The sequence below is a fragment of the Adhaeribacter aerolatus genome, assembly GCF_007991635.1.
Lineage (GTDB): Bacteria > Bacteroidota > Bacteroidia > Cytophagales > Hymenobacteraceae > Adhaeribacter > Adhaeribacter aerolatus.
The window spans coordinates 356,509-381,632 of the sequence record NZ_BJYS01000001.1 but is presented as its reverse complement, the minus strand read 5'-3'; the positions used below and the strand labels follow the sequence as shown (position 1 = coordinate 381,632).

Sequence of the window (25,124 nt, the reverse complement as noted above, 5' to 3'; positions counted from 1 at the left end):
TTTAGCCGGCCGGTTGTTTTGTTAGTACAAACTTTTGAGTGTCAGCGGTATAAACTTTTTTCAGGAACGTATGAAAAGTGTCGTAGGCTTCGGGCTTAAAGGTGCCCTCTTTTAATAAAAGCTTCCGGCTGTAAGTCAGTTTCCCGGAACTAAAAGTAAGCGCAGTCCGGTAATAACCAAACTCGTTTTCGATGTTAACGGCTTCGGGTAGGTACTCGGGCTTAAAGGTAGCAGGTACGTTAAAAATTATCTCATCTTCGTCGTAAAAGCCGCGGTTAATGGTTACGGGTTGTTTCCGGTTCCGGACTTCTTTCGGCACATTTAAATTACGGGTCAGGTTATACACCGGTACTACCAACATGTTATTATCGGTATTTCCGTAACCAGGCGCTTTTATCTCCATTTTTTCGGTCAGGCGCGGTGTACCGGCTTTTTGGGCCTCCAGCGAATATTTGGCTATTTCCAGGTTGTTGATAGGGTAAATTTCTTTAACCAAATCAAGCTTTTCTTTACCGGTTTTCAGGATAAGATGATCGCGGTTGTCGTACTGTGTTCCCTGAAATTCGGTTTCCAGGCTACCCTGTAGCGAACCTTTTTCGTCGAGGGTAAACGTTGCTTTCCGGATTTGCCGGCTTTGCTCCGGGGGGTACCCTTTGGTACGGGCAATTACGCCGCCGTTTTCGGTGTAGAGCAAAACCCGGCGGTTATCGGTAAAAGTACCCATGTAATCCATGGGCGCTTCGCGGCTGGTGCACTCCAGCCAAATAGTGTCCTGGGCTACCGGCACGCACAAAATGGCATGGTTGCCCTGGAAAGCACTCGCAAAATCGGGTAAATAACTTTTTTTATCGGCGCCGGCATTTACTTCAGTATAATAGGCTTTGATGCCGGCCGCGGCCAGTAAGCTGCGGGTGTAATTGGTAAGCGCCTTGCAATCGCCGTAACCCAGCCGATCTACTTCTTCGGCTTTCATGGGTTGTAAACCGCCAATACCAATCTGCACACTAATGTAGCGGTTCTTTTGCTGCGTATATTCGTAAATTTTTCGGATTTTTTCTTCCGGTGTAGGTGTGTTTTTAACCAGTTCGGTTATGGCGGCTACAGTAGCCGGGGGTAATTTATCGCGGCCCTGCAAGAGATTATCGTAGGCCCATTTGCCGTATTCCTGCCAGTTGGTAAATTTACCCGAAATGCCTTCGTACGAAAAAGTAACCGGGGCAATCTCCACCATGGTTATAAATTCGCGGGCTGGCGGACTGTATGGTTCGCTTTTGCGGGCCGGCATTTGCTGGGCGCTCCATTCTAAAATGGTACCATCCGCCGTGCTGGTTTCTTTGCGGGGCGCAGGCAGGTTAAACTCTTTTAGCCGGGTTTTAAAATCTGGTTTGGAAGTAAATTTATAGGTGCTGTTTTCTACCGCAATATCCAGGGCTTTCTGGGGCTGCCAATCCGGAAAATAAAAAGAATGCTTAAAGCGAAGCTCGTATTCGTACTCTACGGTATACGGGTAAAAATTTACCCGCGGGGTATAATGTTTCACGCGGTTGTCTTCGAACAGCGAAATACTACTAATGGCGCTTACATCCTGAAAATCGGAGGTGGCTAATTTTTTAATCAGTTTGCCGTTATTGTCATAAATAGCACCTTTCAGGTTCTTGAGTTGTCGCGACTTATCGTAATAAACGGCTATGTCGGCGTATTCGGCCCCATTGCTGTTCAGGATGGTAATCGCCTCTTTGTAACGGAATATTACCTGGTCTAAATCTTTAACTTCGGTGGTACTTTCCTGCAGCCGCACTACCGCGTTGGCGTAAGCTTGCAACGTTTTAGGAATAGCGGCTGCATCGTAAGGAGCGGGAGGGGCAGCCACGGCCAGGTTAATACAGGCCGCACCCCAAAGCAGGCAAAGAAGAATAAATTTAGCCATTACGATTTTCTATTAAATACCAGGTTGGTTTGGTAAGACTGCACAATTTTGCTAAACAGCTCTTTCAGGTAGCCGTATTCTTCGGGACTGTAAACCGGTTTGCTTAGCGAGATAAGGCTGTTGAGCACCACTTTATCTCCTAAACTTTGCACCTGAAACATAAACCGGCCGCCACCGTTGGGTAGTGCCAGGGTAATTGGCGCAGGCAAGCCGCCCAACTGGAATTCGGTGGGGTATTGCAGGTTAATGGTTAACATGGTTTCGATGGGCGCGCCCAAATCTACCGGGTAGGTGCGCTCCTTGGCCGTAAACGGGTTCTTCTCCCAGTTCTCCAGGAAAAAAGGATTCAGGAACAGCTTATTTTTATTTAAATTATCGAAGCCTTCTATTTCTACCTCAAAGGTTTGTGACAGGGCCTGGTCCAGCGTTTCCAGATTCTTAATGTCGTATTTCAGAATTTTAATTTTACTCCATTTTTCGTCGAGGGCTTCGATGTATTCGTCGTGGTTGTTGTAAGAAGTAATGCGCTTGCGCTCCTGCAAGGCATCGTACCCTAAGGTCGAGCTTACTACTTTGCCTTTAAAGCTGCCATCGGGTTGCAGGCTCAGGTCCATGTAAGTGGTTTGCTTTAATTTATCGGTAGGTACAATTTCCAGCCAGGACGAGGGGCCTTTTTCGGGAAACACGCGGCCTTTGCCGTTGAGGCAGCGAATGGGTACCATGCCAAACGACACAAATGGATCGGTAGCATCGAGCAGGTAGCTTTTGCCGTTAATTTTAACCCGGGCTACTACATAATTAAAATCGCTGATAACCGGGTGTATATCGATGGGTAAACCATTCTCGCGGGTAGAAAGAATAACCGGCTCGGTTTTAAAGCCGGCCATATTTAAGGCGGCAATTAACGATAAATTAATATCGCCCACGTTACCGGTTTTACTGTCGAAGGCTTTCTTAATGCCCAGCTCGCTAAACTTGCCATAGGTGTCGTTCCATTTATACCACCCCTTAATAAAGTCGAAAACCTTCCGGGCTTTTTGCAGCGAATCGGTTTCGGTGGCCAGTAATGGTGTTAAATGGTCGCGGAACACCTCTTTGCCTTTGCGTAGCTGGGTGCCAAACTTGGCATCGTTGCGCATTTCCAGGTCCACATCTTTCCATTCTTTAGTCAGTTTTTCTTTGCGGCCATCAAAATAATGCACTTCCTTTAACTCAAAAAAAACACCGGACAAGAAGTTGCTCTTAGCGGTCATATATTCTTCTTCCACAAAAGCCGGAATATTTTGCATCGCGAATTTATACAAGGCACAGTCTGCTTTCCGGCCACCGCCGGGGGTAAAGCAATCTTTAATAATTTCAGAATCTTGCTTATACAGCTTCTGCGTGCCGCGCAGGGTCATATTGTAGTGGTAATTGCCGGGTATTTTTGCCCAGTATTCGCTGTGGATTTTCGGAATATCGGCCTGGAACTCCCACGGTTTAAAATTGAAAATAAACGGCGATTCCAGCGTATAGCGCACCTCAATAATACTGCCCACCTGAATATTGGGCAGAGTAAACTTTACCAAATCCAGGTATTTATTTTTGTTTTCGGTAAATGTTTTACGGCTATCGAACTTGGTTTCTTCTAATTTTCCGTTAACTAGGTTAAACGTAGAAGCCTGAATCCGTGATACTTTCTCGGTTTTACCGTTCTGTTTGTAAAGCGGCACCTGAATATTAGCCTGGTCAAAGCCCTGGCTGCTGAGAATTTTTATTTTTACGTGATAATCGTGCAATAAATTATAATCATTGTCATTGTCGATGCGCGACTCGCCGAATTCCTGTAAAACCAAGGCGCTGGCCGATGAATCCGGGTTGTAAACCTTCATCTGAAGGTCCGGGAGGCTTATCTGGCCAAAAGCAAACCCGCTATCCTGGGCATTGGCTTTCATAAAAAACAGCAGAAAAAAAGGTAAGAGTAAACGTTTTTGCATGTATGATTATATAAAGAGTAATAAATCTGCTTTAAATATTGGGAGGAGAGTACTCTAAAAATATTCTGGCATAAAGATATTTATATATTTTAAATATTGCCATACCGAAATGTAGGTATTTTATATTTTTTGTCCTATTCAGAAATTCAGCAGTTTGAACAGCTGGTTTTGTGATAACTTCTGGTACATAGGTTGAATTTTCTGGAACAGACCAAAGGCGAAGGCCTTTTTCCAAGTACCGGCTCCTTTAAATTGTACCACTTCGGATCCGGAAAGCAGCCTCCGCAGGCGGTTATCTTAGGTTACTTATCGCATAACACCATTTTAACCCTCAGCACGAGTGCGGAGTAAAATAAATTAAGCAAATTGAAGCAGAAGCCGGTAATTATTGGGTAGGTTTGTTAAAAGCCTGAATTTTATCATATAAGTAAGATCTTGGGTGTCGGCCAATAGTCCTAATTGGGGGCGCAATCATTCCAGCGTTGTATTCCTTATAAACTGTCGTTAAAATTATAATATTCCGAAATAGGTACTTAAATAGACCTAACGCAGAGGTATAAAGGTGCAGGAGGTTAAGCGGCAAGAAAGAACTCGGTAGCATCTTTACCCGTAACGCCGTTTTTGCTGCCTCCTGAAAGTTTAGGAGTAAATTGCCACATTGTTATCCTCGGATATCGGCACTGCTCTAATATTATAGTTGGGGCGGATTTAGATATATTTTGCGTAAGTTCTACTAAATTATACCGAATGAAAGGTTAATTTAAAATCAGGTGCAGAAATGAAATTATATATAAAGGATTTAAATGCTGCTTATAACCAGCCCGGAAGAAGAAAATTTATAACCTCTTTGGGCAAAACCATTGGTGCCTCTATGCTGATAACCACGCCTGTTATAACAACGGCCGGAGATTTGTTCCGCCAGAATAAAACTATAACGGTTAAGCAGATTATAGATTTGTTCCTGCAAGAAGTGCCCGGCGCACCTTTCGATAAAACCGTAGATACCTTAAAAGCCGGCAGTTTAGACACAAAAGTAACGGGCATAGTAACTACTATGTTCGCTACGGTAGAGGTAATCCGGAAAGCGGTTGATGTAGGGGCTAACTTTATTATTGCGCATGAACCTACCTATTATAATCACCAGGATGACACCGCCTGGCTGGAGCAGGATGCTGTTTACCGGTATAAAGCTGATTTGCTAAAAAAGCATAATATTGCCGTTTGGCGGAATCATGATTATATTCATAGCCATAAGCCGGATGGGGTACAGACCGGCTTGGTAGCGGCCTTGGGCTGGCAGAAATATTACAACCCGGACATCCGTAATCGTTTTGTAATTCCTGCTATTTCGTTGCAGGCATTAATCGCACACTCGAAAGAAAAGCTTGGTATTCAGACGGTACGGTATATAGGCGATCTGTCGCAAAGTTGTGCGCGTATATTACTTTTGCCGGGTGCTTCGGGCGGCACAAGACATATTGAAGAAATAATGAAGGAGAAGCCCGATGTAATTATATGTGGCGAGGCGCAGGAATGGGAGACAGTAGAATATGTGCGGGATGCCCGGGCCAAAGGAGATAAACTGGCGTTGGTACTGTTGGGCCATGCCGTGAGCGAAGAGCCCGGCGCCGAATGGCTGGTAGCCTGGTTAAAACCAAAAGTACCCGGCATTAAAATAACCCATGTACCGTCCCGTAATCCGCTTAGTTTTATATAGCAGAATATTGCCTTACTTAGTAATTTAAACCAGCTTATTACCTGAAGTGAAAGAACAAGAGAAAACATTTTCGCATTTAGATGCGAGCGGAAACCCGGCTATGGTAGATGTGAGCGCCAAAGCCGAAACCAAGCGGATAGCCCAGGCCCGGAGCATTGTGGTGCTGGGCGAAGAAATTATGCAGCACCTAACCAACGGCGATATTCAAACCAAAAAAGGCCCGGTGTTCCAGACGGCCATTATTGCCGGCACCATGGGCGCCAAGAAAACCTCCGACCTGATTCCGTTGTGCCATCCGCTGGGCCTGGAAAGCTGCAAATTTAATATTCAGGTAAACGAAGCGAACGAAGTAGTAATAGATTGCACCGCCAGCATAACCGGTAAAACCGGCGTAGAAATGGAAGCCTTAACCGGTGCCACGGTAGCGGCGCTAACTATTTACGATATGTGCAAAGCTTTTTCGCACGACATTGTTATTAAAGAAACCAAACTCATGACCAAAACCGGAGGCAAAAATGACTTCGAACGAAAATAAAGCGCCGCACCAGAAACATACCCAACTGGCCCGGCCAAATATCGGTTACTTTGGCCGCGCCGAGCTAGCCATTTTGGGAACTCCCTGCGGCAATATTAAAAAGCTGGCTTTCGCCATTACACAAGCTTTGGCTGATAAGGTAAAAATTGCTTACGTAGATGCCGACCACAAAAGTGCCGATGCCGAAGCAATCACCGGCCAAGATTTAAGTTCTGCGCTGGGGCACGGGGCCGCTATGGAGTACACCGATAAAATTACTTTTCAGCGTTTTGATAGCAAAGTAGGCTGGAATGAATACGAAAGAGAAGCCTTGTTCCGGCAGGCCGATTTAGTGTTGGTAAATGGTAATCATTTTCCGGCACAGGCCCAGATTATTGTGATAGATCCGGCTAAACCACTCGATAAAAAGCTGGATAAACTTACCCGGGTAAAACTAATATTATTACAGGCGGGCATAACGGAAATACCCGCTTTTATTCAAAACCAAGTAGTAGATTTTGCCCAAATTCCGGTTTACCGGATAGAAGATACTGCACAAATTGCTGCTTTTGTTGCGGATTATTACTTGGCAACTATACCGCCGCTGCATGGGTTGGTACTGGCTGGTGGCAAAAGTACCCGGATGCAACAGGATAAAGGACTGCTCCAATACCACGGGCTCGACCAGCGCACCCACGTACACCAGCTATTAAGTAAGTATTGCACCGAAGTTTACGTGTCGTGCAATGCGACCCAGGTAAGCGAAGTAGCGGGTAAGCTGCCTTATTTAGAAGATAAATTTCTGAACCTCGGTCCGAAGGGCGGTATTTTAACGGCGCTACAAAGTAACCCTAACGCTGCCTGGCTGACGGTGGCCTGCGATTTACCATTTTTAACTACTGACACTTTAGAATATTTAGTGCAGCACCGCGACTCTACCAAAATGGCTACCGCTTTTTACGATACGGAAGGCAAATTTCCGGAGCCTTTGCTCACGATTTGGGAGCCGCGCAGCTATGCCCAGCTTTTGCAGTTTTTAAGTTTAGGTTATTCCTGCCCCCGCAAGGCTCTTATCAATTCGGATGTCAAGCTTTTAACTATTCCGAACGTTGGGGAACTACGTAATGTAAACGACCTAGTGGCTTACGAGCAAACGGTTCGGGAGTTAGATGATGAAGCAATAAGATGAAGATAATTTGAGTAAAGAATATATATCAAAGAATGACGTTTATTTATAATTTAACTTTTTATGACAAAACAATCATTAATAGAAAGAACAATAGATAATCTTGCTAAACTTCCTGAACAGAAGATAAAAGAGGTATCAGACTTTACTGAATTTTTATTAAGCAAGTTAGATGACCAAGTTATTACCAAAGGCATTCAGCATTTAGTAGCCGATAATAAATCTTTTGACTTTCTGAAGGATGAAGAAGATTTATATGATGAAGAAGATTTAAAAGAAAGATATAAGTGAAAAAAGGCGATATTGTACTTATACCATTTCCTTTTACTGACCTATCAGGACAAAAAAATAGACCGGCTTTAGTGTTAATAACTACTGTTACCGATGTCACAGTAGCTTTTATAACGTCTCAACTCTCGTGGCAAACGGAATATGATTTAAAGCTCGAGCCAAGCCACGATAATGGGCTTAAGAAAACCTCTTTGGTTCGGCTTAATAAATTAGCTACTCTTGATGTTGAATTAGTAATAGGTAGATTAGGAAATCTTTCTGTTGCAGAAATATCAGTGTTGAATAAAAGCTTAATCCAACTGTTTCAGCTGAACAAATAAAATGTCATAGCATTTTTCTACGGGTGCGCAGCAACCCACACATCGCCATCTTCAAATTTTTCTTTTTTCCAGATAGGCACTACTTGTTTGAGGGTATCTATAATGTATTCGCAGGCTTCAAAAGAAGCTTTGCGGTGCGGGGTAGAAACGGCAATAACCACGGCGGCTTCGCCAATTTGTAAAGTGCCCTTCCGGTGCACAATAGCAACTTTCTGAATGGGCCAGCGTTCAGCGGCCTGGTTTGCAATTTCCTGCATTTTCTTTACCGCCATTGAATCATACGCCTCAAAATCTAACTGAATAACCGGCTTTGCCTGCGTCTGGTTACGCACCGTCCCAATAAACACGTTTATGGCGCCAGCGCCATCAGCTTGTACCGCATCTATTACCGCCTGCGTATTTATTGGTCCTTCGGTTATGGCTATCATAGTTTTAGATTATTTGGGGTTCGATTTTCGATTATTCGATAGGGATTTTAGAATCTAACAATCGAATATCTAAGAGTCTAATTAACGCAAATTATTACCCACCACAAACCGGAGGAATCAGAGCAATTTCGTCGTGGGCAGATAAAGTCTGTTCGGGTGTGGCATAGTCATCGTTAACGGCTATCATCAATGAGGAGAGCTTTTGTAGCGCCGGGTAATCGGCTCTCAGATTATTTAACAACTGATTCACATCGGCCGTTTCGCTTAACTGGTAATTCAGTTTAGAAGCGCCGATTATTTCTTTGGTAATGCCAAATAATGCTATTTTAACCTGCATATTCAATAAAAACGCTATTTTGATACAATTTATTTAATTTTAAGTTAACTTGTGCTATATAAATGTTAAAAGCCTGAACTTAAGTTCCAGGCTGTAAGTTTTGGAGAAGGGGAGCAGAATTAATACATGATAGTTGATAATCACGGCCGGGTTTTAGATTATGTGCGGTTAGCGGTAACCGATAGGTGCAACCTGCGCTGTTTTTATTGCATGCCCGAAGAAGGCATCGACTATTTGCCCAAAAAGCAACTGCTGACCTACGAAGAAATGGAACGCATGCTGCGGGTTTTAGCCGAAATGGGTATCCGGAAGGTGCGTATTACCGGCGGCGAGCCGTTTCTCCGGAAAGATTTGCTTTCATTTTTGTGGCGCATCAAAGCCATTCCGGGCATCGAGGAAATTCATATTACCACCAATGGCGTACTCACTGCCCCACTGGTGCCAGAATTGAAGAAGCTCGGTATAAAATCAGTTAACTTAAGCTTGGACAGCCTGGACAGGGAGCGGTTTTTTAAAATTACGCGCCGCGATGAGCTAGACCGGGTAATGGATACTTTCCATGCCTTGCTGCAGCACAACATTCGGGTAAAGATAAATGCGGTGGTAATGGAAGGCCAGAACACCGAAGATATCATTCCGCTGGCCCATTTAACCGAGAAGTATCCGGTATCGATGCGGTTTATCGAAGAAATGCCTTTTAACGGTGGCGCCAATAATCACCCGAGCCTAACCTGGAATTACCTCCGGATACTGGATGAGCTACAGGTGGTATACCCCGGTATAACCAAAATAGCCGATGCACCCAATGCCACCGCCGTACATTATGCCATTCCAGGACACCCGGGAAATATTGGTATCATTGCCGCTTATACCCGCACCTTCTGCGGTACCTGCAACCGCATCCGGGTAACAGCCCAGGGTGGTCTCAAAACCTGTTTGTACGGCGACGATGTATTAAACATCCGGGACTTGCTGCGGGCCGATATTTCGAATGATACCTTAAAAGCTTCTTTTTTACAAGCCTTTGGTAATCGGGCCAAAGATGGTTTTGAAGCTGAAGATCACCGTCAGTTTTTATTGCCGGTATTTCAATCGATGTCCACCATTGGTGGTTAACCCATTCCATCAATGTTGTTCCGGCATTTCCAGAAGACAATACAAAAGCCAAACATGCTCGGGTGAGCGAGATTAGTCTGCTACTATTTAAAGCCAAGGATTATATAATCTGGATGTTAAGGAATATTTGTACCCCGGAAAGCTGCTTAGGCAAACAAAGCAGCTTTCCGGGGTACAGTTCTATCAGGAGCCAGATGGCGTAAAACCCTCCACAAAAATCGGTTTTCCGGTCTTGGTACCTTCAATAGCGGTGAGGTAAGCTTCAGCAGTTTTAGCGGCATTGGGCCACGGCGATGGGTCCATGCCTAATGCTGCTGCTGTTTCGGCTACCCAGGGCGGATGCACAATTAAAATCCGGCGTCCTTCGGTTAAATCCAGAGCGGCTGCTTTGGTAAATCCTTCCAAACCGGCATTTACCATTGCAATCATAGCGGTTTGCGGAGCGGGTATGTAAGCCAGAAATCCTCCGGTAATAACAGCTACGCCATTCGGGCGCAGCCTGGTTAAGCCTTTCCGGACCATGTTAATCTGACCTAAAAGTTTGCTGTTTATGCTTAACTGCACTTGTTCATCGGTTAGTTTATCCACCTGGACAAACGCCGCCTCACCCGCTACACTTACAATGGCGTCCACTTCTCCTACCTGTGCATAAAAACGGTCGATGGAAGCCGGGTCAGTAATATCAATAGATGGGCTGGTAGAACGTGCGGCCGCAATTACTTCGTGGCCTTTGCTTTGCAGGAGTTCCATAACGGCTTTGCCAATAGTGCCGGTAGCACCTAAAACAACTATTTTCATTATATTTTATTTATAAGTAAAGGTTCTGAAATAGTTAACAGGCTTTAAATATTTGTGTTTGGGTTTAACCCTACAATAACTAATCCGCAGTGGTAACCAAAGCCCGATTTTAAATAATTAATGGTTGTATACCTAATCTGGTAGAAGTTAGTTGTACGAAGTACCGATGGTATCCGGAAGAAGTAAGTAAATCATCAGGCTATATTTTAGGGGCCGCGGGCATTAAATTCCGTTGGTTTTAAATTAATATTTTTAAGTTCGCATACCATTCCGGTTTAAATATTTAGTAGCGTATGCAGGCACAAAAGTTTGATGTTTTAATAGTAGGAGCGGGACCGGCCGGGGCGGCTTGTGCCATTAAACTGGCCAATACCGGTTTGGCGGTGGCGCTGCTCGATAAAGCTACTTTCCCCCGCGATAAAACCTGCGGCGATGCCTTGAGCGTGGATGTGGTGAACCAACTGGCTATGCTTTCAGATAAACTGGCTACTGAATTCAGCGCCCTAGCGGCTAAAGTGCCTTCCTACGGGGTAAAAATATTCGCACCTAATCACCAGCATGTAGATATCCCTTTCTTCCATAAGAACCAGAAAAGCTGCGGGTATATTTGCCAGCGCCTCGATTTTGATAACCTGCTTTTTCAGCATTTAAAAGAATACAAAAATATTCAGGTTATCGAGAACTGTACGGTGGAGCAGGTGCTGCCGCAAGCGGATGGATTATTGGCAAAAACAAATCGCGGTGAATTTACCGCCAATATTATAGTAGGGGCCGATGGCGCCCATTCGGTAGTGGCCAAACACCTCGGGCCTATAAAAGTAGAGAAAGACCATTACAGTGCCGGATTGCGGGTTTACTACGAAGGTGTTACCTCATTTCACGACGATAATTATATCGAGCTTCATTTTTTCAAGGATATTTTGCCGGGCTATTTGTGGGTATTTCCACTGCCCGATAACAAAGCTAATGTGGGCATAGGGGTGTTGTCGGAGGTGGTATCGGAAAAGAAGCTGAACCTGAAGGAAGTCTTGCAAAAATTATTGCAGACAACGCCAAACCTGCAAGAGCGGTTTAAAGATGCCCGGCCGCTGGAAACCGTTAAAGGTTATGGCTTGCCCTTGGGCTCTAAACCCCGGAATATTTCGGGCGAAAGATTTTTATTGACCGGTGACGCGGCTTCACTAATAGATCCTTTCTCGGGCGAAGGAATTGGTAATGCTATCAGGAGCGGACGCGTGGCAGCCGAACACATTCTGAATTGTTTTGAACACCAGAATTTTTCGGCTGAATTTAACCGGGCTTACGATAAAGAAATTTACCGACGTATGTGGAAAGAACTAAAGGTGAGCCACAGTTTGCAAAAGCTATGTCGTTACCCGTGGCTTTTCAATTTTGTGGTTAAAAAAGGGAATCAGAGCAAATATTTAAAACAATTTTTAATAGAAGCACTGGCTAACGTAGAAATAAAACGATTGTTAACCAAACCGGGTTTTTATTACCGGATGTTGTTTAAGTAGGCCCGAACATTACTCATTAGCCTTCAATAAAAAAGGGACTGCAATATTGCAGTCCCTTTTTTATTGAAAAAAATATTGGGTTACAAAATATTGCTCAGTAAACCAGGGGCAATGCCCAGTACAAACGTAAGCACGGTCATAAATATTAAGGCAAAAGAGGCCAGCGCACTTACCTGCACCCGCTCCCCGCTAGGCTCGCGCATGTACATGGCAATAATAACCCGGAAATAGTAATAGAAGCCAACGGCCGCCATTAAAATGGCCAAAATAATCAGCCATAATAAATCCTGCTCTAAAGCCGCACTAAAAATAAACAGCTTGCCAAAGAACCCGCCGGTTAACGGAATACCGCCCAGCGAGCACATCGAAATAGCCATAACTGCTGCCAGTAAAGGATTGGTCCGGCCCAGGCCGTTAAAGGCGTTATACGAAACATCGTCGCGCTGATCGGCCACTATTTTCAGGATGCCCAGCGCCGCTACCGTAGAAACCGAATAGGCCAGCGAATAGAACAATATAGCGTTTTCGGAACGATCGTTGAAAGACAATAAGGCAATCATCAAGTAGCCGGCGTGCGAAATGCTGGAATAGGCCATCATCCGCTTAAAGCTATTTTGCGCCACTGCGCCAATATTGCCAATGGCCAGGGTAACTACGGTCATGGCAATGAGCGTCGGGAACCAGATATCCTGCGCACCGGCAAAAGAAACCGACATCAGCTTATAAAATCCGGCAAACCCGGCCGCCTTTACAACCGTCGACATAAAAGCCATAAAGAAAGTAGGCGTACCTTCGTATACATCCGGCGTCCAGAAGTGGAAAGGCGCAACCGAAACTTTAAAGGAAATACCAATCAGGGTGAACAGCAGACCCATACCCAGCAAGGGAGAGGTTAGTTCGTTGTTGCTTTGGGCGGTAGCCGCCGAACTGATTTCAGAAATGTAAAAAGTGCCGGTAGCCCCGTAAATCAGCACAATTCCGAAAAGTAAAATGCCCGTGGCAAACGAGCCCATCAGAAAATATTTAAGCCCGGCTTCGTTCGATTTTAGATTTTTCTTGTCGCTGCCGGCCAGTACGTACATACTGATAGATAATATTTCGATACCAACAAAAAGCATGAGCAGGTTTTCGTATGCCACCATCATAATAGCCCCTACCAGCGAAAACAACAGCAAAGAAAAATATTCCGCTAAACTCTCGTCTTGCTGATCGACGTAGCGCTGGGCAAAGGGCAGTACCAGAATGGTAGTTAAAACCACGACACCGGTAAAAGCGATGGCAAAGTTGTCAATCGTTAGCATCCGCTCGAAGTACGTTTGGGTATCGTTCCAGCCGATGAGGTTCACCACGAAAACAATAGCCAGGAACAAAAGCACCAGCGGCATAATTATTTTTTTGGATTTGCTGAACCCAATAAACAAGTTCAGAATACCAAAAGAAGTAAGTAATATAATTGAATTCATATTTTTATTAGATTTTTAGATATTCGACGTTCGATTTTTCGATCCATTTTAAAATCGAATAATCAAACATCGAAAATTCGAGCTATCTATTTATAATGCCTAATAAATGACCAACCGCCGGTTCGGTCAGGCTTAAGAAGGTGTTGGGGTGCAAGCCAATCCAGAACACCATGATTACCAATGGTATTAAAACGGCGGCTTCGGTGCCGGTTACATCCCGGAAGGTAACGGTATTGGCATTTTGCTCACCAAACATTACCCCCTGGAACATGCGCAGCATATAAACCGCACTCAGAATAATGGTAGTACCGGCTATGGCGCCCATCCAATTATTATATTGAAATACCCCGGACAGCAACAGAAACTCCCCCACAAACCCATTGGTGAGCGGCAGGGCTACCGTGCCCAGTAATAAAATCATGAAGAAAATAGAAAGGGCCGGCGTGGTTTGGGTGATACCACCCAGGTTTTTAATATCGCGGGTATGAGTGCGGCGGTAAATAATATCGATGATAAAGAATAAACCTACTACGTTAATGCCGTGGCTTAGCATTTGGATAATACCGCCCTGCATGCCGTGTTCGGTTAAGGTAAAAATACCAGCGGCAATCAGGCCCACGTGACCGATAGAAGAATAAGCTACTAAGCGTTTCAGGTCGCGTTGGCGGATAGCAATAATAGAGCCGTACACAATCCCAATAATAGAAAGTACCAGCACCAAACCGTCCCATTGACTCACGCCTTGCGGCACAATGGGCAATAACCAACGGATTACGCCGTAAATACCCATTTTCAGCATAATACCGGATAGCAGCATCGTGGCCTGAGTGGGCGATTCGGTATAAGTATCGGGCTGCCAGGTGTGGAACGGGAATACCGGCATTTTAATGGCAAAAGCAATAAACAAAAACCAGAATATCCAGCTCTGCTGTGTGGTATCTAAGCTTAATTGGTAAAAAGCATTGATATCAGAAGTATGGGCGCCGGGCGTTTGGAAATACAGGTAAACAAAGCCCACCAGCATAAACAACGAGCCGAAGATGGTATATATAAAGAACTTAAAGGTAATCGGAATCCGGCGCTCGCCACCCCAGACGGCCGAGATAAAATAGATTGGAATAAGGGCTACCTCCCAGAAGAAATAGAACAGGAATGCATCAAACGCGGTGAAAACGCCAATTAAGCCCATTTGCATAAACAAAATTAAAGCATAAAATACATTCGGGTTTTTGTAGGAGTGCGGGAAAGACGAAAGAATAATTAAAGGCACCAGGAAGGTCGTCAGGAAAACCAGTAACAAACTGATGCCATCCATGCCAATAGCAAAATTAATCCCGAAGTTCTCGATCCAGGGCTGAAAATACTGGAACTGTACCTGTGCATTGGGCTGGTACTGCAGCATGGCATATAAAGCAATAACAAATTCTACTACGGCTGCTCCAAATGCCGCCCGCTTGGCGTTCTGGCCTTTTATGAACAGAACCAGCACACCAGCCAGGGCCGGCCAGAAGAGTAATAAGGCTGTAATCATGTTGGGGTTAACTTATCTTATAATAAAGTTCAGGAACAGAATAAGGGCAATGCTGAGCACCATGGCAAAAAGATAAAAGCCAATAGCGCCGGTTTGCAGGAAGCGGATGTTCCGGCCGCCCAGAATAACCCCTTTGCCAAAGCCATTCACGAGCGGGTCTACCAAACCTTTCTCTACGTAGCGGTACAAGCCCGTAGAAAGCCACATTAAAGGCCGCACAATCAGGGTATTATAAATTTCGTCGACGTAATATTTATGGTAAACCAGTTTGTGCAGCGGGGAAAGCTCGGTTCTTTCATCGGCCGGAACCGCTTTTTTACTCACGTAAATTACATAAGCCAGAATAATAGCAACTACCGCTACGGCTACCGAAATAGCCATCAGCATATATTCCGTGGCATGGTCCAGATGAGCCGCTTCAAAAGCCGATGGCACTGCCTGACGGGCATACCCGAATATGGGACTTAGAAAGTTAGATAAGATATGGTTTTCGCTGAATACCGCCGGCAGCCCCATAAATCCACCAATGGTAGAAAGAATAGCCAGGATAATCAGCGGAATGGTCATGCTGGCCGGCGATTCGTGCAGGTGATGCCGTTGCTTATCGGTGCCGCGGAAGGTGCCAAAGAACGTCAGGAACAGCAAACGGAACATGTAAAAGGCCGTCATGAAGGAAGTTAACAGACCAAAGGCCCACATGATTTTGCTGTGCTCGTATACCTGCGCCAATAATTCGTCTTTGGAGAAGAAACCGGCAAACGGCGGAATACCTGAAATAGCCAGCGTACCAATTAAGAAAGTAATAAATGTAACGGGCAAATATTTACGAAGGCCGCCCATGCTGCGGATATCCTGTTCGCCGCTCATGGCGTGAATAACGCTACCCGCGCCTAAGAACAATAAAGCTTTGAAAAACGCGTGCGTCAGCACGTGAAACATAGAAGAGGTATAGGCCATTACGCCCAGCGCCAAAAACATATAGCCCAACTGGCTTACCGTAGAATAGGCCAGTACTTTTTTAATGTCGTTCTGGAATAAGCCAATAGTAGCCGCAAAAACGGCGGTGGCTAAACCAATAATCGCAATAAAATCCAGCGTACCAGGCGCGAGGGTATATAATACGTTAGACCGGATAACCATGTAAATACCGGCAGTAACCATGGTAGCCGCGTGTATCAGGGCCGAAACCGGGGTAGGGCCGGCCATCGCATCGGGCAGCCAGGTATATAAAGGCAACTGGGCACTTTTACCCATCGCCCCTACAAATAATAACATGGTAATGGCCACTATTACCGGTTGGTTTACATCGTGTAACTGTCCGGCTTGCTGGAAAATATCGGCAAAAGTAACGCTACCGAAGGTGATAAATAACAGGAAGATGCCTAACAGGAAACCCAGGTCGCCGATACGGTTAACAATGAAAGCTTTTTTAGCAGCGTTGTTATACGGCGTAACTTTATTCCAGAAACCAATGAGCAGGTAAGAACAAAGCCCAACTCCTTCCCAGCCAATAAACATCATCACGTAATTCGAGCCCAGCACGAGCAGCAGCATCGAGAAAATGAACAGGTTCAGGAAAGCGAAGAATTTACCGAAACCGGCATCGTGGCTCATGTAGCCGGCCGAATATACATGAATGACAAACCCCACACCCGTTACCAAAAGCAGCATAATCAGCGATAATTGGTCGATCATGAAGGAGAACGGAATCCGCAGACTGCCTACATTGATCCAATCGAAAAGATCTACCACGTAAGGACGGCCATCGAATTGGAAGAATAGGATAAGCGAAATAACAAACGCAGCGAGCACGCTGCCGCAGCCAATTATGCTAATCAGGCTTTTGGGTAATACGCGGTTGCCTAAGCCGTTGATCAGAAATCCGAGTAAAGGTAAAAGCGGGATAAGTAAGCAGAACAATGCCATGTCGGAATTAGTGGCGGGTAAGAGGTCTGTTTGCATGCTTTAGTTTTGTTGTTCGTTAATCGTTGTTCGTTATTTGCGAACAGGAATATTTTTATTTGAAAGTCTTGGTACTTGTATCTTGATACTCGTATCTAACTTATTACCACTTCAGGTTGCTCAGAATATTAATATCGGTAGAGCGTAAGTTGCGGTAAATCATTACAATAATGGCCAGCCCTACGCACACTTCGGCAGCCGCTACGGCCATTATGAAAAATACAAAAACTTGCCCGTTGGCATCGGAGCGGTACGCCGAAAAAGCCGTTAATAATAAATTTACAGCATTCAGCATCAGCTCAATACACATAAAAATTATAATAGCATTGCGCCGGGTAAGTACGCCGATAATACCGATAACAAATAAGGTGCTGCTGAAAAACAGGTAGTACTGTAAAGGAATGGTTCTGATTACCTCCGGAATTTCGTTCATTTTTAATTAGCTGTAGTAGCTTATAATATAAATTTGTGTGCTGCAAAAGCGGCGCAAAGTTACCGGCATTTTGCTATTTACCCAATAAATCGGGCTATTATCTAAATACAAATGGCGACAGATACTGCCGCCATTAAATACAATTTCTAGAAATGACGTTGCTGCGTTTCCTTCTTCCCCAGCATAACCGCACCTACCATGGCCACTAAAAACAACACGGAGGCCAATTCAAAGGGTAATAAATATTTTGTGAACAGCAGGTGGCCCAGGTTTTCAACCAAACCAATCTGCGAATCGAAGTTTTCCGGATCGTAAGAACCTACTTCAGCATCTTTTAAAACAGCAATCATAATAACCAGCAGCAGGCCGCCCGAAATGGCTCCGGCTACTTTGGTCAAGACCGATTTTTTTTGTGCCTGCTCCGTATCCATGTTCAAGTTCAGGAACATAATCACGAACAGGAACAACACCATGATAGCACCCGCATACACAATAATATTTACCGCCGCCACAAACTGGGCATTGAGTAAAATATAGTGCCCCGATAAGCTAAAGAAGGTCAGGATTAGGAATAAAACACTATAAACCGGGTTCTTCGAAAACACCACGCCTAGTGCGGCAAACAAGGTTAAAAAAGTCAGGAAATAAAATAAACTACCAGTCATTATTTAGTGATTAGCGATTTGTAATTAGCTATTAGTTATGAACTTGGCAATATTTTATAAAACAATCTGCCAGCAGAGAAAAAGCTAATTAATATCTGTATTTAATATTATCTTTTGAGTTAGCCTGGTTCAATGGCTCCACCAAACGATCTTTGCCATAAATAAACTCGTCGCGTTCAAAACGGGGTGGTACGGTTTTATCGTTCTGCAAAAATACAGCTTCTTTCGGGCAGGCTTCTTCGCATAAGCCGCAGAAGATGCAGCGCAGCATGTTAATTTCGTACGATACCGCGTATTTCTCTTCGCGGTACAAGTGCTCTTCGCCTTTTTTGCGCTCACCGGCTACCATGGTTATGGCTTCGGCCGGACAGGCTACCGCACACAAACCACAAGCGGTACAACGCTCCCGACCTTGTTCATCGCGGCGCAAAACGTGTAAGCCCCGAAATTCCTTGCCAAATTCTCTGGTTTGCTCCGGATATTGGATTGTCGGCTTTTTCTTGAAGAAGTGGCGCATGGTAATAGAAAGACCGTTGAAAATAGCCGGAAGATACATCTTCTCCGCTACCGTCATCGGTTTCTGTTCCAGTACTTTTTTTCTATTGGTTAACTGCATTTTAGTTTATATTATAGTCTCTTTAAACAACTTATTAGCTAGCTTAAAAGAGCAATATTTTTAAATTATATCCTTCCGGGTTCTAAAAAATTAAATTCCAAAACCCAAAATTTATTTAAGTATACTATTTGGTGCGTAATAACCCGGCTACAGATAAATCTTCATCAATCGCTTTCCAATGAATGCCTTTTCCCCGGCCAATAAACCGCCAATCTTTTTTCTCCTCTTCTGAGGAGTCTCTTAATTTAGGAAACCAGTCGAGTGGTACGGCCAATTCCCGGCCATCTATTAACCTAACATACAGCTTAGTTTCATCGAACCAAACATCAACCGCAGTTGCATCCGCTATTTTATCAACCAAAGTATTCATGCCAAGCCTTATTAAATAGTTGTTGATGTTCTAACGTTAATTCCCTTAGTTGATTTATCTCTTTAGCCGAAAATCCATTTGAATACACCAACTCAACAGGCTCTAACCAAAATTTAGCTTCACAATCCCCTTTTTCAACATGAATATGGGCTGGTTCAGTACCCTCATTGCTATAAAAGAAAAATCTAAATCCAAGTAATCTTAATACTGTCGGCATCTGGTTTTTCTTTTAAGCCGAAATGGTTATTCCCAATTATTTCGGAGGATTACCAACCAAAGTGTTCCGATAACAAAATAAAGCCGCCGGTTAAAACAATATTAATAATAGCCAGCGGAATTAAACCTTTCCAACCTAAATTCAGCAACTGGTCGTAGCGGAAACGTGGTAAAGTCCAGCGCACCCACATAAAGAAAAAGATAAAAGCGAATATTTTCAGGAAGAACACCACAGTTCCTAAAATGGTTATGATATTATGCGCAATGCGCGGGTCATTAGAAAGTAATGCACCAATTTCGTTCTGGAAAGGAAAATTAAAACCGCCAAAATAGAGTGTGCTCATTACAGCCGATACCACAATAATATTTACGTATTCCGCAAAAAGGTATAAACCCAGTTTCATAGAACCATATTCGGTGTGGTAACCACCTACCAGCTCCGCTTCCGATTCCGGTAAGTCAAATGGTGTCCGGTTCGTTTCAGCAAAAGCACAGGTTAAAAATATTATAAAGCCCAAAGGCTGGTAAAATATATTCCAGTTCATGCCCGAAATACCAAATAAAGGCTCGGCTTGCTGCAAGGCTATTTCCCGCAAAGACAAGGTGCCGCTCATCATCAAAACCGCTATTAAAGACAAGCCCAAGGCAATTTCGTAGCTAATATTTTGGGAAGCCGCCCGGATAGCACCTAATAAAGAGAATTTATTATTCGAAGCCCATCCACCAATCATGATGCCGTAAACGCCCAGCGAAACCACGCCAAAAATATAGAGCATCCCGATGTTCACCTCGATACCTTGTAACCGGATGGGTCCGATATCTTCGAGTACTAAGGTGTTGCCAAAAGGAACCACGGCGCTGCTCATAAGGGCAGTTAACATAGCCAGCGACGGGCCGGCAATAAATAACCACTTATTCGCATTGGCTGGAATAAATTCTTCTTTAAAAAACAACTTCACGGCATCGGCTAACGGCTGGCCTAAACCCCAGGGGCCCACCCGGTTCGGGCCTGGGCGATCCTGCAGAAAACCGGCAATCCGGCGCTCGGCCCAGGTGCAGTACGTGGCAATTAGTAAGGTTATACCAAAAATGGCGAGGATAATAAGCGCTTGTATGGCAATTACGGGTATTTCCATCAGGGTTTAAATAGGTCTTGGAATAAGGTGTAATTCTTTGGTGGTACTTTCGGGTAGGTCGGCAATGATTTGCGGATTTACCACAGGTAATTCATAATGGTTCGCCGAAATAACAGATGCCCGGGCAATATGGCGGGGACCTTCAATCGTCCAGTCGGACATTTCTTTTTTCTCGAACCGGCACTCGTTACAGATAAATTCTACCACCTCGCCGTACTCGTTTTTGCGGGCCGTTACGCGCAGTACATCGCTGCCCCGGTTCCACAATACTACTTTACCCGAACATTTCGGACAATCGCGGTGCGCATCAACGGGTTTGGTAAACCATACCCGGTTTTTAAACCGGAATGTTTTATCAGTTAAAGCGCCTACCGGGCACACATCTATTACATTACCGGAGAAGTCGTTATCAATTACATTTTCGATGTAAGTACCAATTTCCGCGGCATCGCCGCGGCCTAATACACCGTGTACCCGTTTGTCGGTAATCTGATCGGCGGTATACACGCACCGGTAGCACAGAATACAACGGTTCATGTGCAACTGAATCAGCGGACCAATATCCTGGCGGTCGAAAGTACGACGCTCTTCTTCGTAACGGGTGCCGGAGGTGCCGTGCTCATAGGAAAGGTTTTGCAAATCACACTCACCCGCCTGGTCACAAACCGGGCAATCCAGCGGGTGGTTGATTAACAGCATTTCCACTACGCCTTTACGGGCTTCCAGTACCTGCGGCGACAAAGTGTTTTCTACCACCATGCCGTCCTGTACCGGCGTTACGCAAGAAGCAACCAGTTTAGGCATGGGGCGCGGATCTTTTGCCGAGCCTTGGGTTACTTTTACGAGGCAAACCCGGCATTTCCCGCCGCTGCCTTTTAAAGGCGTATAGTAACACATGGCCGGCGGCACCACTTTGCCGCCAATTTTACGCGCGGCATTCAGGATGGTAGTTCCGTCTGGTACCTCAACCTCAATGCCGTCAAAAGTTATTTTAGCCATTTAATTTCGTTGTTCGTTAATCGTTGTTCGTTGTTCGATTTTTCACAACTACTAAACATCAGTATTTAAAATATTTAAAAGATATTCGATTGCTCGATATTCGGTACTTCGATTTTTTATCGAATAATCTAACTTCGAACAATCGAGTATCGCGCGTAGTGCTTACGCAAACGCCAAATCTTCGGCACCACTGTATACAGCGCCCGGGGCAGTTGCTTTTTCCGGGTGTTTCACGTGCCACTCAAATTCATCCCTAAAATGACGTACCGCACTGGCTACCGGCCAAGCTGCCGCATCACCCAACGGACAAATGGTATTTCCCTCAATCTGCTTCGACACGTTTACCAATAAATCGATGTCGTGCATGTTGCCGTGGCCGTGCTCTAATCGATGCAATATTTTCTCCATCCAGCCGGTTCCTTCGCGGCAAGGGCTACACTGGCCACACGATTCGTGGTGATAGAAGCGGGAGAAATTCCAGGTATTGCGCACAATACACGTGGTATCATCCATTACAATAAAACCTCCGGAACCCAGCATGGTGCCGCTCACAAAGCCACCTTCCGATAAAGATTCGTAAGTCATTACCCGGGGCGTACCTTCGGCGGTTTTCAGGAATAATTCACCGGTTAAAATAGGCACCGAAGAACCACCGGCTACAATCGCCTTAAATTTCCGGCCTTTCCAGATACCGCCGCAATATTCATCGGAGAACAGGAATTCCTCTACCGGTAAGCCCAGTTCAATTTCGTAAACGCCAGGGTTGTTGATGTGGCCAGATGCAGAAATTAGCTTGGTACCGGTACTGCGGCCAACGCCGATTTTGGCGTATTCGTCGCCGGTATTATTTACAATCCAGGGCACCGAAGCAATAGACTCTACGTTGTTTACCACAGTTGGGCAGCCGTAAAGACCCCAAACTGCTGGGAAAGGCGGTTTATTTCTCGGATTCCCCCGCTTGCCTTCCAAAGATTCTAATAAAGCTGTTTCCTCACCGCAGATGTAAGCGCCACCACCCGGATGCACGTGTAAATCCAGGGAGTAACCAGAACCCAGAATATTTTCGCCTAATAATCCGGCGGCATAACATTCAGCAATTGCTTTTTCTAAAATCCGCAGCACAAACATTAATTCGCCACGAATGTAAATATAGGAAGTACGCGCACCCAACGCATAGCTGGAGGTAATCATGCCTTCAATCAGCGCGTGCGGGATTTTCTCCATCAGCACCCGGTCTTTGAAAGTGCCCGGCTCTGATTCGTCGGCGTTGCACACCAGATAACGCGGCTTGCCCTCGGGTTTGGCCAGGAAACTCCACTTTAAACCGGTCGGGAAACCAGCCCCACCGCGGCCCCGCAAACCCGATTTTTTTACCTCTTCCACCACTTCTTCGGGTGTCATTGTTTTCAGGGCTTTCTCCACGGAGCGGTAACCACCCATTTTGCGGTAGGTTTCCAAGGTATCAATTCCTGGTACGTTTATATGTTCAGTTAATATTTTTAGTCCCATTGGGTTTAGCAGTTAGTAATTAGCTATTAGCAATTAGTTTTGAATAGTAATAGCTAGCTAATTTCTTTATTATAAATCCTGATACCTGATACTTACTACCAAATACCAATATTATTCTTTGCTCAGGTCGTCGAGTAGTTGGTCCATTTTCTGCGGGTCCAGGTTCTCGTAATATTTCTCCCGAATTTGCAGCATTGGTCCCATTCCGCAGGCCGCTAAGCACTCTACCGTTTTTAAAGTAAATAAACCATCAGAGCTGTTTTCGCCTACGTGGCAGCCCAAACGGTTTTCTAAATGTTCAATCAGGTGGTCGGCACCGCGCAACATGCAAGGGCCGGTGCGGCATACTTCCAGTACGTGCTTGCCTACCGGTTTCAGGTTGAACATGGTATAAAAAGTAGCTACTTCGTATACCTCTATTGGTTGAATATCTAATATTTCGGCTACTTTATCCTGTACCTGTGGGCTTACCCAACCACCAAACTCAGCTTGGGCAATATGCAGAACAGGCAGAATGGCCGATTTTTTTCGGTCGGCAGGATAATGTGAAATATATCTTCTGATTTCGGCCATTGCCTTTTCAGAAAATTGTACTTCGTTTTGAGTTGTTGTTTGCTCCATGTATGTATAAGCAATTTCAGCAGGCTTCTTTATCTAGAAAGAAGTCCGCTGATTAAATTAATTTTAAGCGTCTAATTCGCCGGCAATAACGTTCATGCTACTCAAAATCAGAATAGCATCGGAAAGCTGGCTGCCTACCACCATTTCGGGATAAGCCTGGTAATAAATAAAACAAGGCCGGCGGAAGTGCAGGCGATACGGCGTACGGCCACCATCACTCACCAGGTAAAAGCCCAACTCACCGTTACCACCTTCTACTGAATGGTAAACCTCACCCACGGGGGCATCAATTTCGCCCATTACAATCTTGAAATGGTAAATCAAAGCCTCCATGCTGCGGTAAACTTCCTGCTTCGGTGGCAGGAAATATTCCGGTGCATCGGCGTGGAAAGGACCTTCGGGTAAGTTCTCCAAAGCTTGTTGGATAATCCGGAAGCTTTGCCAGATTTCTTCGTTACGCACCATAAAGCGGTCGTAAGTGTCGCCGGTGGTACCTACCGGAATTTCAAAATCAAAGTCTTCGTAAGAAGAATACGGGTTCATCACGCGCACGTCGTAATCAACACCAGCCGCCCGCAGGTTAGGGCCAGTAAAGCCGTAATTCAGCGCGCGTTCCGCCGTCATCGGACCAACATCTTTTATCCGGTCCATGAAAATGCGGTTGCGGGTAAACATTGATTCGAACTCCTTCATTACTTTCGGGAATCCGGCCATCCAGTCGCGCAGTTTTTGGATGGCAACCGGCGTAAAGTCGCGCTCCATGCCGCCGATGCGGCCCATATTGGTAGTTAAGCGGGCCCCGCTGATTTCTTCGTAAATTTCGTAGATTTTTTCCCGCTCCTGAAATACGTACAGGAAGCCGGTAAAAGCGCCGGAGTCCACACCCAGAATGGAATTACAAATCAGGTGATCGGTAATCCGGGCTAGTTCCATTACAATTACACGCATGTAATCAGCCCGCTTCGGGGTTTTTACACCCAATAACTTTTCTACGGTCATCCACCAGCCCATATTATTAATAGGCGAGGAGCAGTAGTTCATGCGGTCGGTAAGCGGGGTAATCTGGTAAAACGGCCGGCGCTCGGCAATTTTTTCGAAAGCCCGGTGAATATAACCGATGGTTGGTACGCCCGAGATAATTTTCTCGCCGTCCATTTGTAATATATTCTGGAAAATACCGTGCGTAGCCGGGTGCGTTGGCCCCAGGTTCAGCGTGGTAAGTTCGCGTTCGTTTTCGTTATATTGAGCAGGCAGCGAATCCGGAATTCTTTCTAATCCCAGATTGGTTTTCACCTTCTCTTCTGTTTTATATTCTGCCATGTTTGCGTTGTTCGTTGTTCGTTATTCGTTGTTCGATTTCTTCATTTCAATCTCCGTAACAAATAACGCATGGTTGTTTTTTATATTTATCCGTTGGCTTAATTCCTGATGTCTTAATTTGTGTATATCGAATTACGACCAACGAATAACGAATAA

At 45.0% G+C, this 25,124-nt stretch carries 26 protein-coding genes; 7 read left to right on the top strand and 19 right to left on the bottom strand.

Translation table 11 applies throughout. From position 1 onward, the window contains the following. Position 1: 1 nt before the first annotated feature. The 3 genes from AAE02nite_RS01590 to AAE02nite_RS01580 are packed head-to-tail and all read right to left on the bottom strand — an operon-like array spanning position 2 to position 4,138. Positions 2–1,927, bottom strand: coding sequence for a DUF3857 domain-containing protein (locus tag AAE02nite_RS01590; RefSeq protein ID WP_146894672.1), 1,926 nt, complete (start codon positions 1,925–1,927; stop codon positions 2–4). After that, the gene (locus AAE02nite_RS01585; protein WP_146894671.1) at positions 1,927–3,903 is read right to left on the bottom strand and encodes a DUF3858 domain-containing protein; all 1,977 of its coding nucleotides are present in this window, start codon (positions 3,901–3,903) and stop codon (positions 1,927–1,929) included. Before AAE02nite_RS01585 ends, AAE02nite_RS01590 begins: the two co-directional genes overlap by 1 nt. Positions 3,904–3,934: 31 nt before the next feature. Next, positions 3,935–4,138: a hypothetical protein gene (locus AAE02nite_RS01580; protein ID WP_146894670.1), complete on the bottom strand. Its 204-nt coding sequence runs from the start codon at positions 4,136–4,138 to the stop codon at positions 3,935–3,937. A gap of 543 nt (positions 4,139–4,681) precedes the next feature. On the opposite strand from AAE02nite_RS01580, the gene AAE02nite_RS01575 reads away from it, so the two are divergent. The 5 genes from AAE02nite_RS01575 to AAE02nite_RS01555 all read left to right on the top strand — a co-directional run bounded on the left by AAE02nite_RS01575 (position 4,682) and on the right by AAE02nite_RS01555 (position 7,931). Next, complete coding sequence (locus tag AAE02nite_RS01575) at positions 4,682–5,620, top strand: Nif3-like dinuclear metal center hexameric protein (RefSeq protein ID WP_146894669.1); 939 nt, start codon at positions 4,682–4,684, stop codon at positions 5,618–5,620. A gap of 100 nt (positions 5,621–5,720) precedes the next feature. Next, on the top strand, positions 5,721–6,155 hold the full coding sequence (gene moaC, locus AAE02nite_RS01570) for a cyclic pyranopterin monophosphate synthase MoaC (protein ID WP_246150729.1): 435 nt from the start codon (positions 5,721–5,723) through the stop codon (positions 6,153–6,155). Further along, on the top strand, positions 6,136–7,323 hold the full coding sequence (locus AAE02nite_RS01565; RefSeq protein ID WP_246150724.1) for an NTP transferase domain-containing protein: 1,188 nt from the start codon (positions 6,136–6,138) through the stop codon (positions 7,321–7,323). Before moaC ends, AAE02nite_RS01565 begins: the two co-directional genes overlap by 20 nt. Positions 7,324–7,383: 60 nt before the next feature. Continuing rightward, complete coding sequence (locus AAE02nite_RS01560) at positions 7,384–7,611, top strand: hypothetical protein (protein WP_146894667.1); 228 nt, start codon at positions 7,384–7,386, stop codon at positions 7,609–7,611. After that, entirely contained in the window at positions 7,608–7,931 is a 324-nt protein-coding gene (locus AAE02nite_RS01555; protein WP_146894666.1) for a type II toxin-antitoxin system PemK/MazF family toxin, read from the top strand. The genes AAE02nite_RS01560 and AAE02nite_RS01555 overlap by 4 nt, the downstream gene beginning before the upstream one ends. 17 nt (positions 7,932–7,948) lie before the next feature. On the opposite strand, the gene AAE02nite_RS01550 is transcribed toward AAE02nite_RS01555, so the two are convergent. Both AAE02nite_RS01550 and AAE02nite_RS01545 read right to left on the bottom strand, forming a co-directional pair. Then, positions 7,949–8,359, bottom strand: coding sequence for a molybdenum cofactor biosynthesis protein MoaE (locus AAE02nite_RS01550; RefSeq protein ID WP_146894665.1), 411 nt, complete (start codon positions 8,357–8,359; stop codon positions 7,949–7,951). A 94-nt stretch (positions 8,360–8,453) separates the two neighbouring features. Next, complete coding sequence (locus AAE02nite_RS01545; RefSeq protein WP_146894664.1) at positions 8,454–8,696, bottom strand: MoaD/ThiS family protein; 243 nt, start codon at positions 8,694–8,696, stop codon at positions 8,454–8,456. 126 nt (positions 8,697–8,822) lie between these two features. Between AAE02nite_RS01545 and moaA the strand changes: the two genes are divergently transcribed. Beyond that, entirely contained in the window at positions 8,823–9,812 is a 990-nt protein-coding gene (gene moaA, locus AAE02nite_RS01540; RefSeq protein ID WP_146894663.1) for a GTP 3',8-cyclase MoaA, read from the top strand. A gap of 183 nt (positions 9,813–9,995) precedes the next feature. Here moaA and AAE02nite_RS01535 read toward each other — a convergent pair whose 3' ends face one another. Further along, the gene (locus tag AAE02nite_RS01535) at positions 9,996–10,610 is read right to left on the bottom strand and encodes a short chain dehydrogenase (RefSeq protein WP_146894662.1); all 615 of its coding nucleotides are present in this window, start codon (positions 10,608–10,610) and stop codon (positions 9,996–9,998) included. Positions 10,611–10,903: 293 nt separating this feature from the next. On the opposite strand from AAE02nite_RS01535, the gene AAE02nite_RS01530 reads away from it, so the two are divergent. Continuing rightward, positions 10,904–12,127: an NAD(P)/FAD-dependent oxidoreductase gene (locus AAE02nite_RS01530; protein WP_146894661.1), complete on the top strand. Its 1,224-nt coding sequence runs from the start codon at positions 10,904–10,906 to the stop codon at positions 12,125–12,127. Between the two features lie 80 nt (positions 12,128–12,207). On the opposite strand, the gene AAE02nite_RS01525 is transcribed toward AAE02nite_RS01530, so the two are convergent. The 13 genes from AAE02nite_RS01525 to AAE02nite_RS01465 form a co-directional block, all read right to left on the bottom strand. Beyond that, positions 12,208–13,590, bottom strand: coding sequence for an NADH-quinone oxidoreductase subunit N (locus tag AAE02nite_RS01525; RefSeq protein ID WP_146894660.1), 1,383 nt, complete (start codon positions 13,588–13,590; stop codon positions 12,208–12,210). A gap of 82 nt (positions 13,591–13,672) precedes the next feature. Beyond that, positions 13,673–15,121, bottom strand: coding sequence for a complex I subunit 4 family protein (locus tag AAE02nite_RS01520; protein ID WP_146894659.1), 1,449 nt, complete (start codon positions 15,119–15,121; stop codon positions 13,673–13,675). 12 nt (positions 15,122–15,133) lie between these two features. Further along, positions 15,134–17,083: an NADH-quinone oxidoreductase subunit L gene (nuoL, locus tag AAE02nite_RS01515; protein WP_146894658.1), complete on the bottom strand. Its 1,950-nt coding sequence runs from the start codon at positions 17,081–17,083 to the stop codon at positions 15,134–15,136. Between the two features lie 103 nt (positions 17,084–17,186). After that, positions 17,187–17,516 (bottom strand): NADH-quinone oxidoreductase subunit NuoK, encoded by a 330-nt coding sequence (gene nuoK / locus AAE02nite_RS01510; RefSeq protein ID WP_146894657.1) that lies wholly within the window; start codon positions 17,514–17,516, stop codon positions 17,187–17,189. Between the two features lie 146 nt (positions 17,517–17,662). Then, the gene (locus AAE02nite_RS01505) at positions 17,663–18,181 is read right to left on the bottom strand and encodes an NADH-quinone oxidoreductase subunit J family protein (protein WP_146894656.1); all 519 of its coding nucleotides are present in this window, start codon (positions 18,179–18,181) and stop codon (positions 17,663–17,665) included. An 88-nt stretch (positions 18,182–18,269) separates the two neighbouring features. Continuing rightward, positions 18,270–18,797 carry a NuoI/complex I 23 kDa subunit family protein gene (locus tag AAE02nite_RS01500; RefSeq protein WP_146894655.1) on the bottom strand — a complete coding sequence of 176 codons (528 nt, stop codon included), beginning with the start codon at positions 18,795–18,797 and terminating at the stop codon, positions 18,270–18,272. A 124-nt stretch (positions 18,798–18,921) separates the two neighbouring features. Then, positions 18,922–19,167: a DUF2442 domain-containing protein gene (locus AAE02nite_RS01495; RefSeq protein WP_146894654.1), complete on the bottom strand. Its 246-nt coding sequence runs from the start codon at positions 19,165–19,167 to the stop codon at positions 18,922–18,924. Then, the gene (locus AAE02nite_RS01490; protein WP_146894653.1) at positions 19,151–19,384 is read right to left on the bottom strand and encodes a DUF4160 domain-containing protein; all 234 of its coding nucleotides are present in this window, start codon (positions 19,382–19,384) and stop codon (positions 19,151–19,153) included. The genes AAE02nite_RS01495 and AAE02nite_RS01490 overlap by 17 nt, the downstream gene beginning before the upstream one ends. A 49-nt stretch (positions 19,385–19,433) precedes the next feature. Then, a complete protein-coding gene (gene nuoH / locus AAE02nite_RS01485) occupies positions 19,434–20,519 on the bottom strand; it encodes an NADH-quinone oxidoreductase subunit NuoH (protein ID WP_146894652.1) in 1,086 nt (361 codons plus the stop codon). A 6-nt stretch (positions 20,520–20,525) separates the two neighbouring features. Next, positions 20,526–21,518 (bottom strand): NADH-quinone oxidoreductase subunit G, encoded by a 993-nt coding sequence (locus AAE02nite_RS01480; RefSeq protein WP_146894651.1) that lies wholly within the window; start codon positions 21,516–21,518, stop codon positions 20,526–20,528. A gap of 162 nt (positions 21,519–21,680) precedes the next feature. Continuing rightward, positions 21,681–23,027 (bottom strand): NADH-quinone oxidoreductase subunit NuoF, encoded by a 1,347-nt coding sequence (nuoF, locus tag AAE02nite_RS01475; RefSeq protein ID WP_146894650.1) that lies wholly within the window; start codon positions 23,025–23,027, stop codon positions 21,681–21,683. A 111-nt stretch (positions 23,028–23,138) separates the two neighbouring features. After that, positions 23,139–23,648, bottom strand: coding sequence for an NADH-quinone oxidoreductase subunit NuoE family protein (locus AAE02nite_RS01470; protein ID WP_146894649.1), 510 nt, complete (start codon positions 23,646–23,648; stop codon positions 23,139–23,141). 63 nt (positions 23,649–23,711) lie between these two features. Further along, positions 23,712–24,968 (bottom strand): NADH-quinone oxidoreductase subunit D, encoded by a 1,257-nt coding sequence (locus AAE02nite_RS01465; protein WP_146894648.1) that lies wholly within the window; start codon positions 24,966–24,968, stop codon positions 23,712–23,714. Positions 24,969–25,124: the final 156 nt, after the last annotated feature.

Coding starts and splice junctions, on each gene's coding strand:
- AAE02nite_RS01495 (WP_146894654.1), bottom strand. CDS start 19,167: ATGAATACTTTGGTTGATAAAATAGCGGATGCAACTGCGGTTGATGTT.
- nuoH (WP_146894652.1), bottom strand. CDS start 20,519: ATGGAAATACCCGTAATTGCCATACAAGCGCTTATTATCCTCGCCATT.
- AAE02nite_RS01470 (WP_146894649.1), bottom strand. CDS start 23,648: ATGGAGCAAACAACAACTCAAAACGAAGTACAATTTTCTGAAAAGGCA.
- AAE02nite_RS01590 (WP_146894672.1), bottom strand. CDS start 1,927: ATGGCTAAATTTATTCTTCTTTGCCTGCTTTGGGGTGCGGCCTGTATT.
- nuoK (WP_146894657.1), bottom strand. CDS start 17,516: ATGAACGAAATTCCGGAGGTAATCAGAACCATTCCTTTACAGTACTAC.
- AAE02nite_RS01525 (WP_146894660.1), bottom strand. CDS start 13,590: ATGAATTCAATTATATTACTTACTTCTTTTGGTATTCTGAACTTGTTT.
- AAE02nite_RS01575 (WP_146894669.1), top strand. CDS start 4,682: ATGAAATTATATATAAAGGATTTAAATGCTGCTTATAACCAGCCCGGA.
- moaA (WP_146894663.1), top strand. CDS start 8,823: ATGATAGTTGATAATCACGGCCGGGTTTTAGATTATGTGCGGTTAGCG.
- AAE02nite_RS01545 (WP_146894664.1), bottom strand. CDS start 8,696: ATGCAGGTTAAAATAGCATTATTTGGCATTACCAAAGAAATAATCGGC.
- moaC (WP_246150729.1), top strand. CDS start 5,721: ATGGTAGATGTGAGCGCCAAAGCCGAAACCAAGCGGATAGCCCAGGCC.
- nuoF (WP_146894650.1), bottom strand. CDS start 23,027: ATGGGACTAAAAATATTAACTGAACATATAAACGTACCAGGAATTGAT.
- AAE02nite_RS01560 (WP_146894667.1), top strand. CDS start 7,384: ATGACAAAACAATCATTAATAGAAAGAACAATAGATAATCTTGCTAAA.
- AAE02nite_RS01565 (WP_246150724.1), top strand. CDS start 6,136: ATGACTTCGAACGAAAATAAAGCGCCGCACCAGAAACATACCCAACTG.
- AAE02nite_RS01505 (WP_146894656.1), bottom strand. CDS start 18,181: ATGACTGGTAGTTTATTTTATTTCCTGACTTTTTTAACCTTGTTTGCC.
- AAE02nite_RS01585 (WP_146894671.1), bottom strand. CDS start 3,903: ATGCAAAAACGTTTACTCTTACCTTTTTTTCTGCTGTTTTTTATGAAA.
- AAE02nite_RS01520 (WP_146894659.1), bottom strand. CDS start 15,121: ATGATTACAGCCTTATTACTCTTCTGGCCGGCCCTGGCTGGTGTGCTG.
- AAE02nite_RS01490 (WP_146894653.1), bottom strand. CDS start 19,384: ATGCCGACAGTATTAAGATTACTTGGATTTAGATTTTTCTTTTATAGC.
- AAE02nite_RS01550 (WP_146894665.1), bottom strand. CDS start 8,359: ATGATAGCCATAACCGAAGGACCAATAAATACGCAGGCGGTAATAGAT.
- AAE02nite_RS01480 (WP_146894651.1), bottom strand. CDS start 21,518: ATGGCTAAAATAACTTTTGACGGCATTGAGGTTGAGGTACCAGACGGA.
- AAE02nite_RS01500 (WP_146894655.1), bottom strand. CDS start 18,797: ATGCAGTTAACCAATAGAAAAAAAGTACTGGAACAGAAACCGATGACG.
- nuoL (WP_146894658.1), bottom strand. CDS start 17,083: ATGCAAACAGACCTCTTACCCGCCACTAATTCCGACATGGCATTGTTC.
- AAE02nite_RS01535 (WP_146894662.1), bottom strand. CDS start 10,610: ATGAAAATAGTTGTTTTAGGTGCTACCGGCACTATTGGCAAAGCCGTT.
- AAE02nite_RS01465 (WP_146894648.1), bottom strand. CDS start 24,968: ATGGCAGAATATAAAACAGAAGAGAAGGTGAAAACCAATCTGGGATTA.
- AAE02nite_RS01530 (WP_146894661.1), top strand. CDS start 10,904: ATGCAGGCACAAAAGTTTGATGTTTTAATAGTAGGAGCGGGACCGGCC.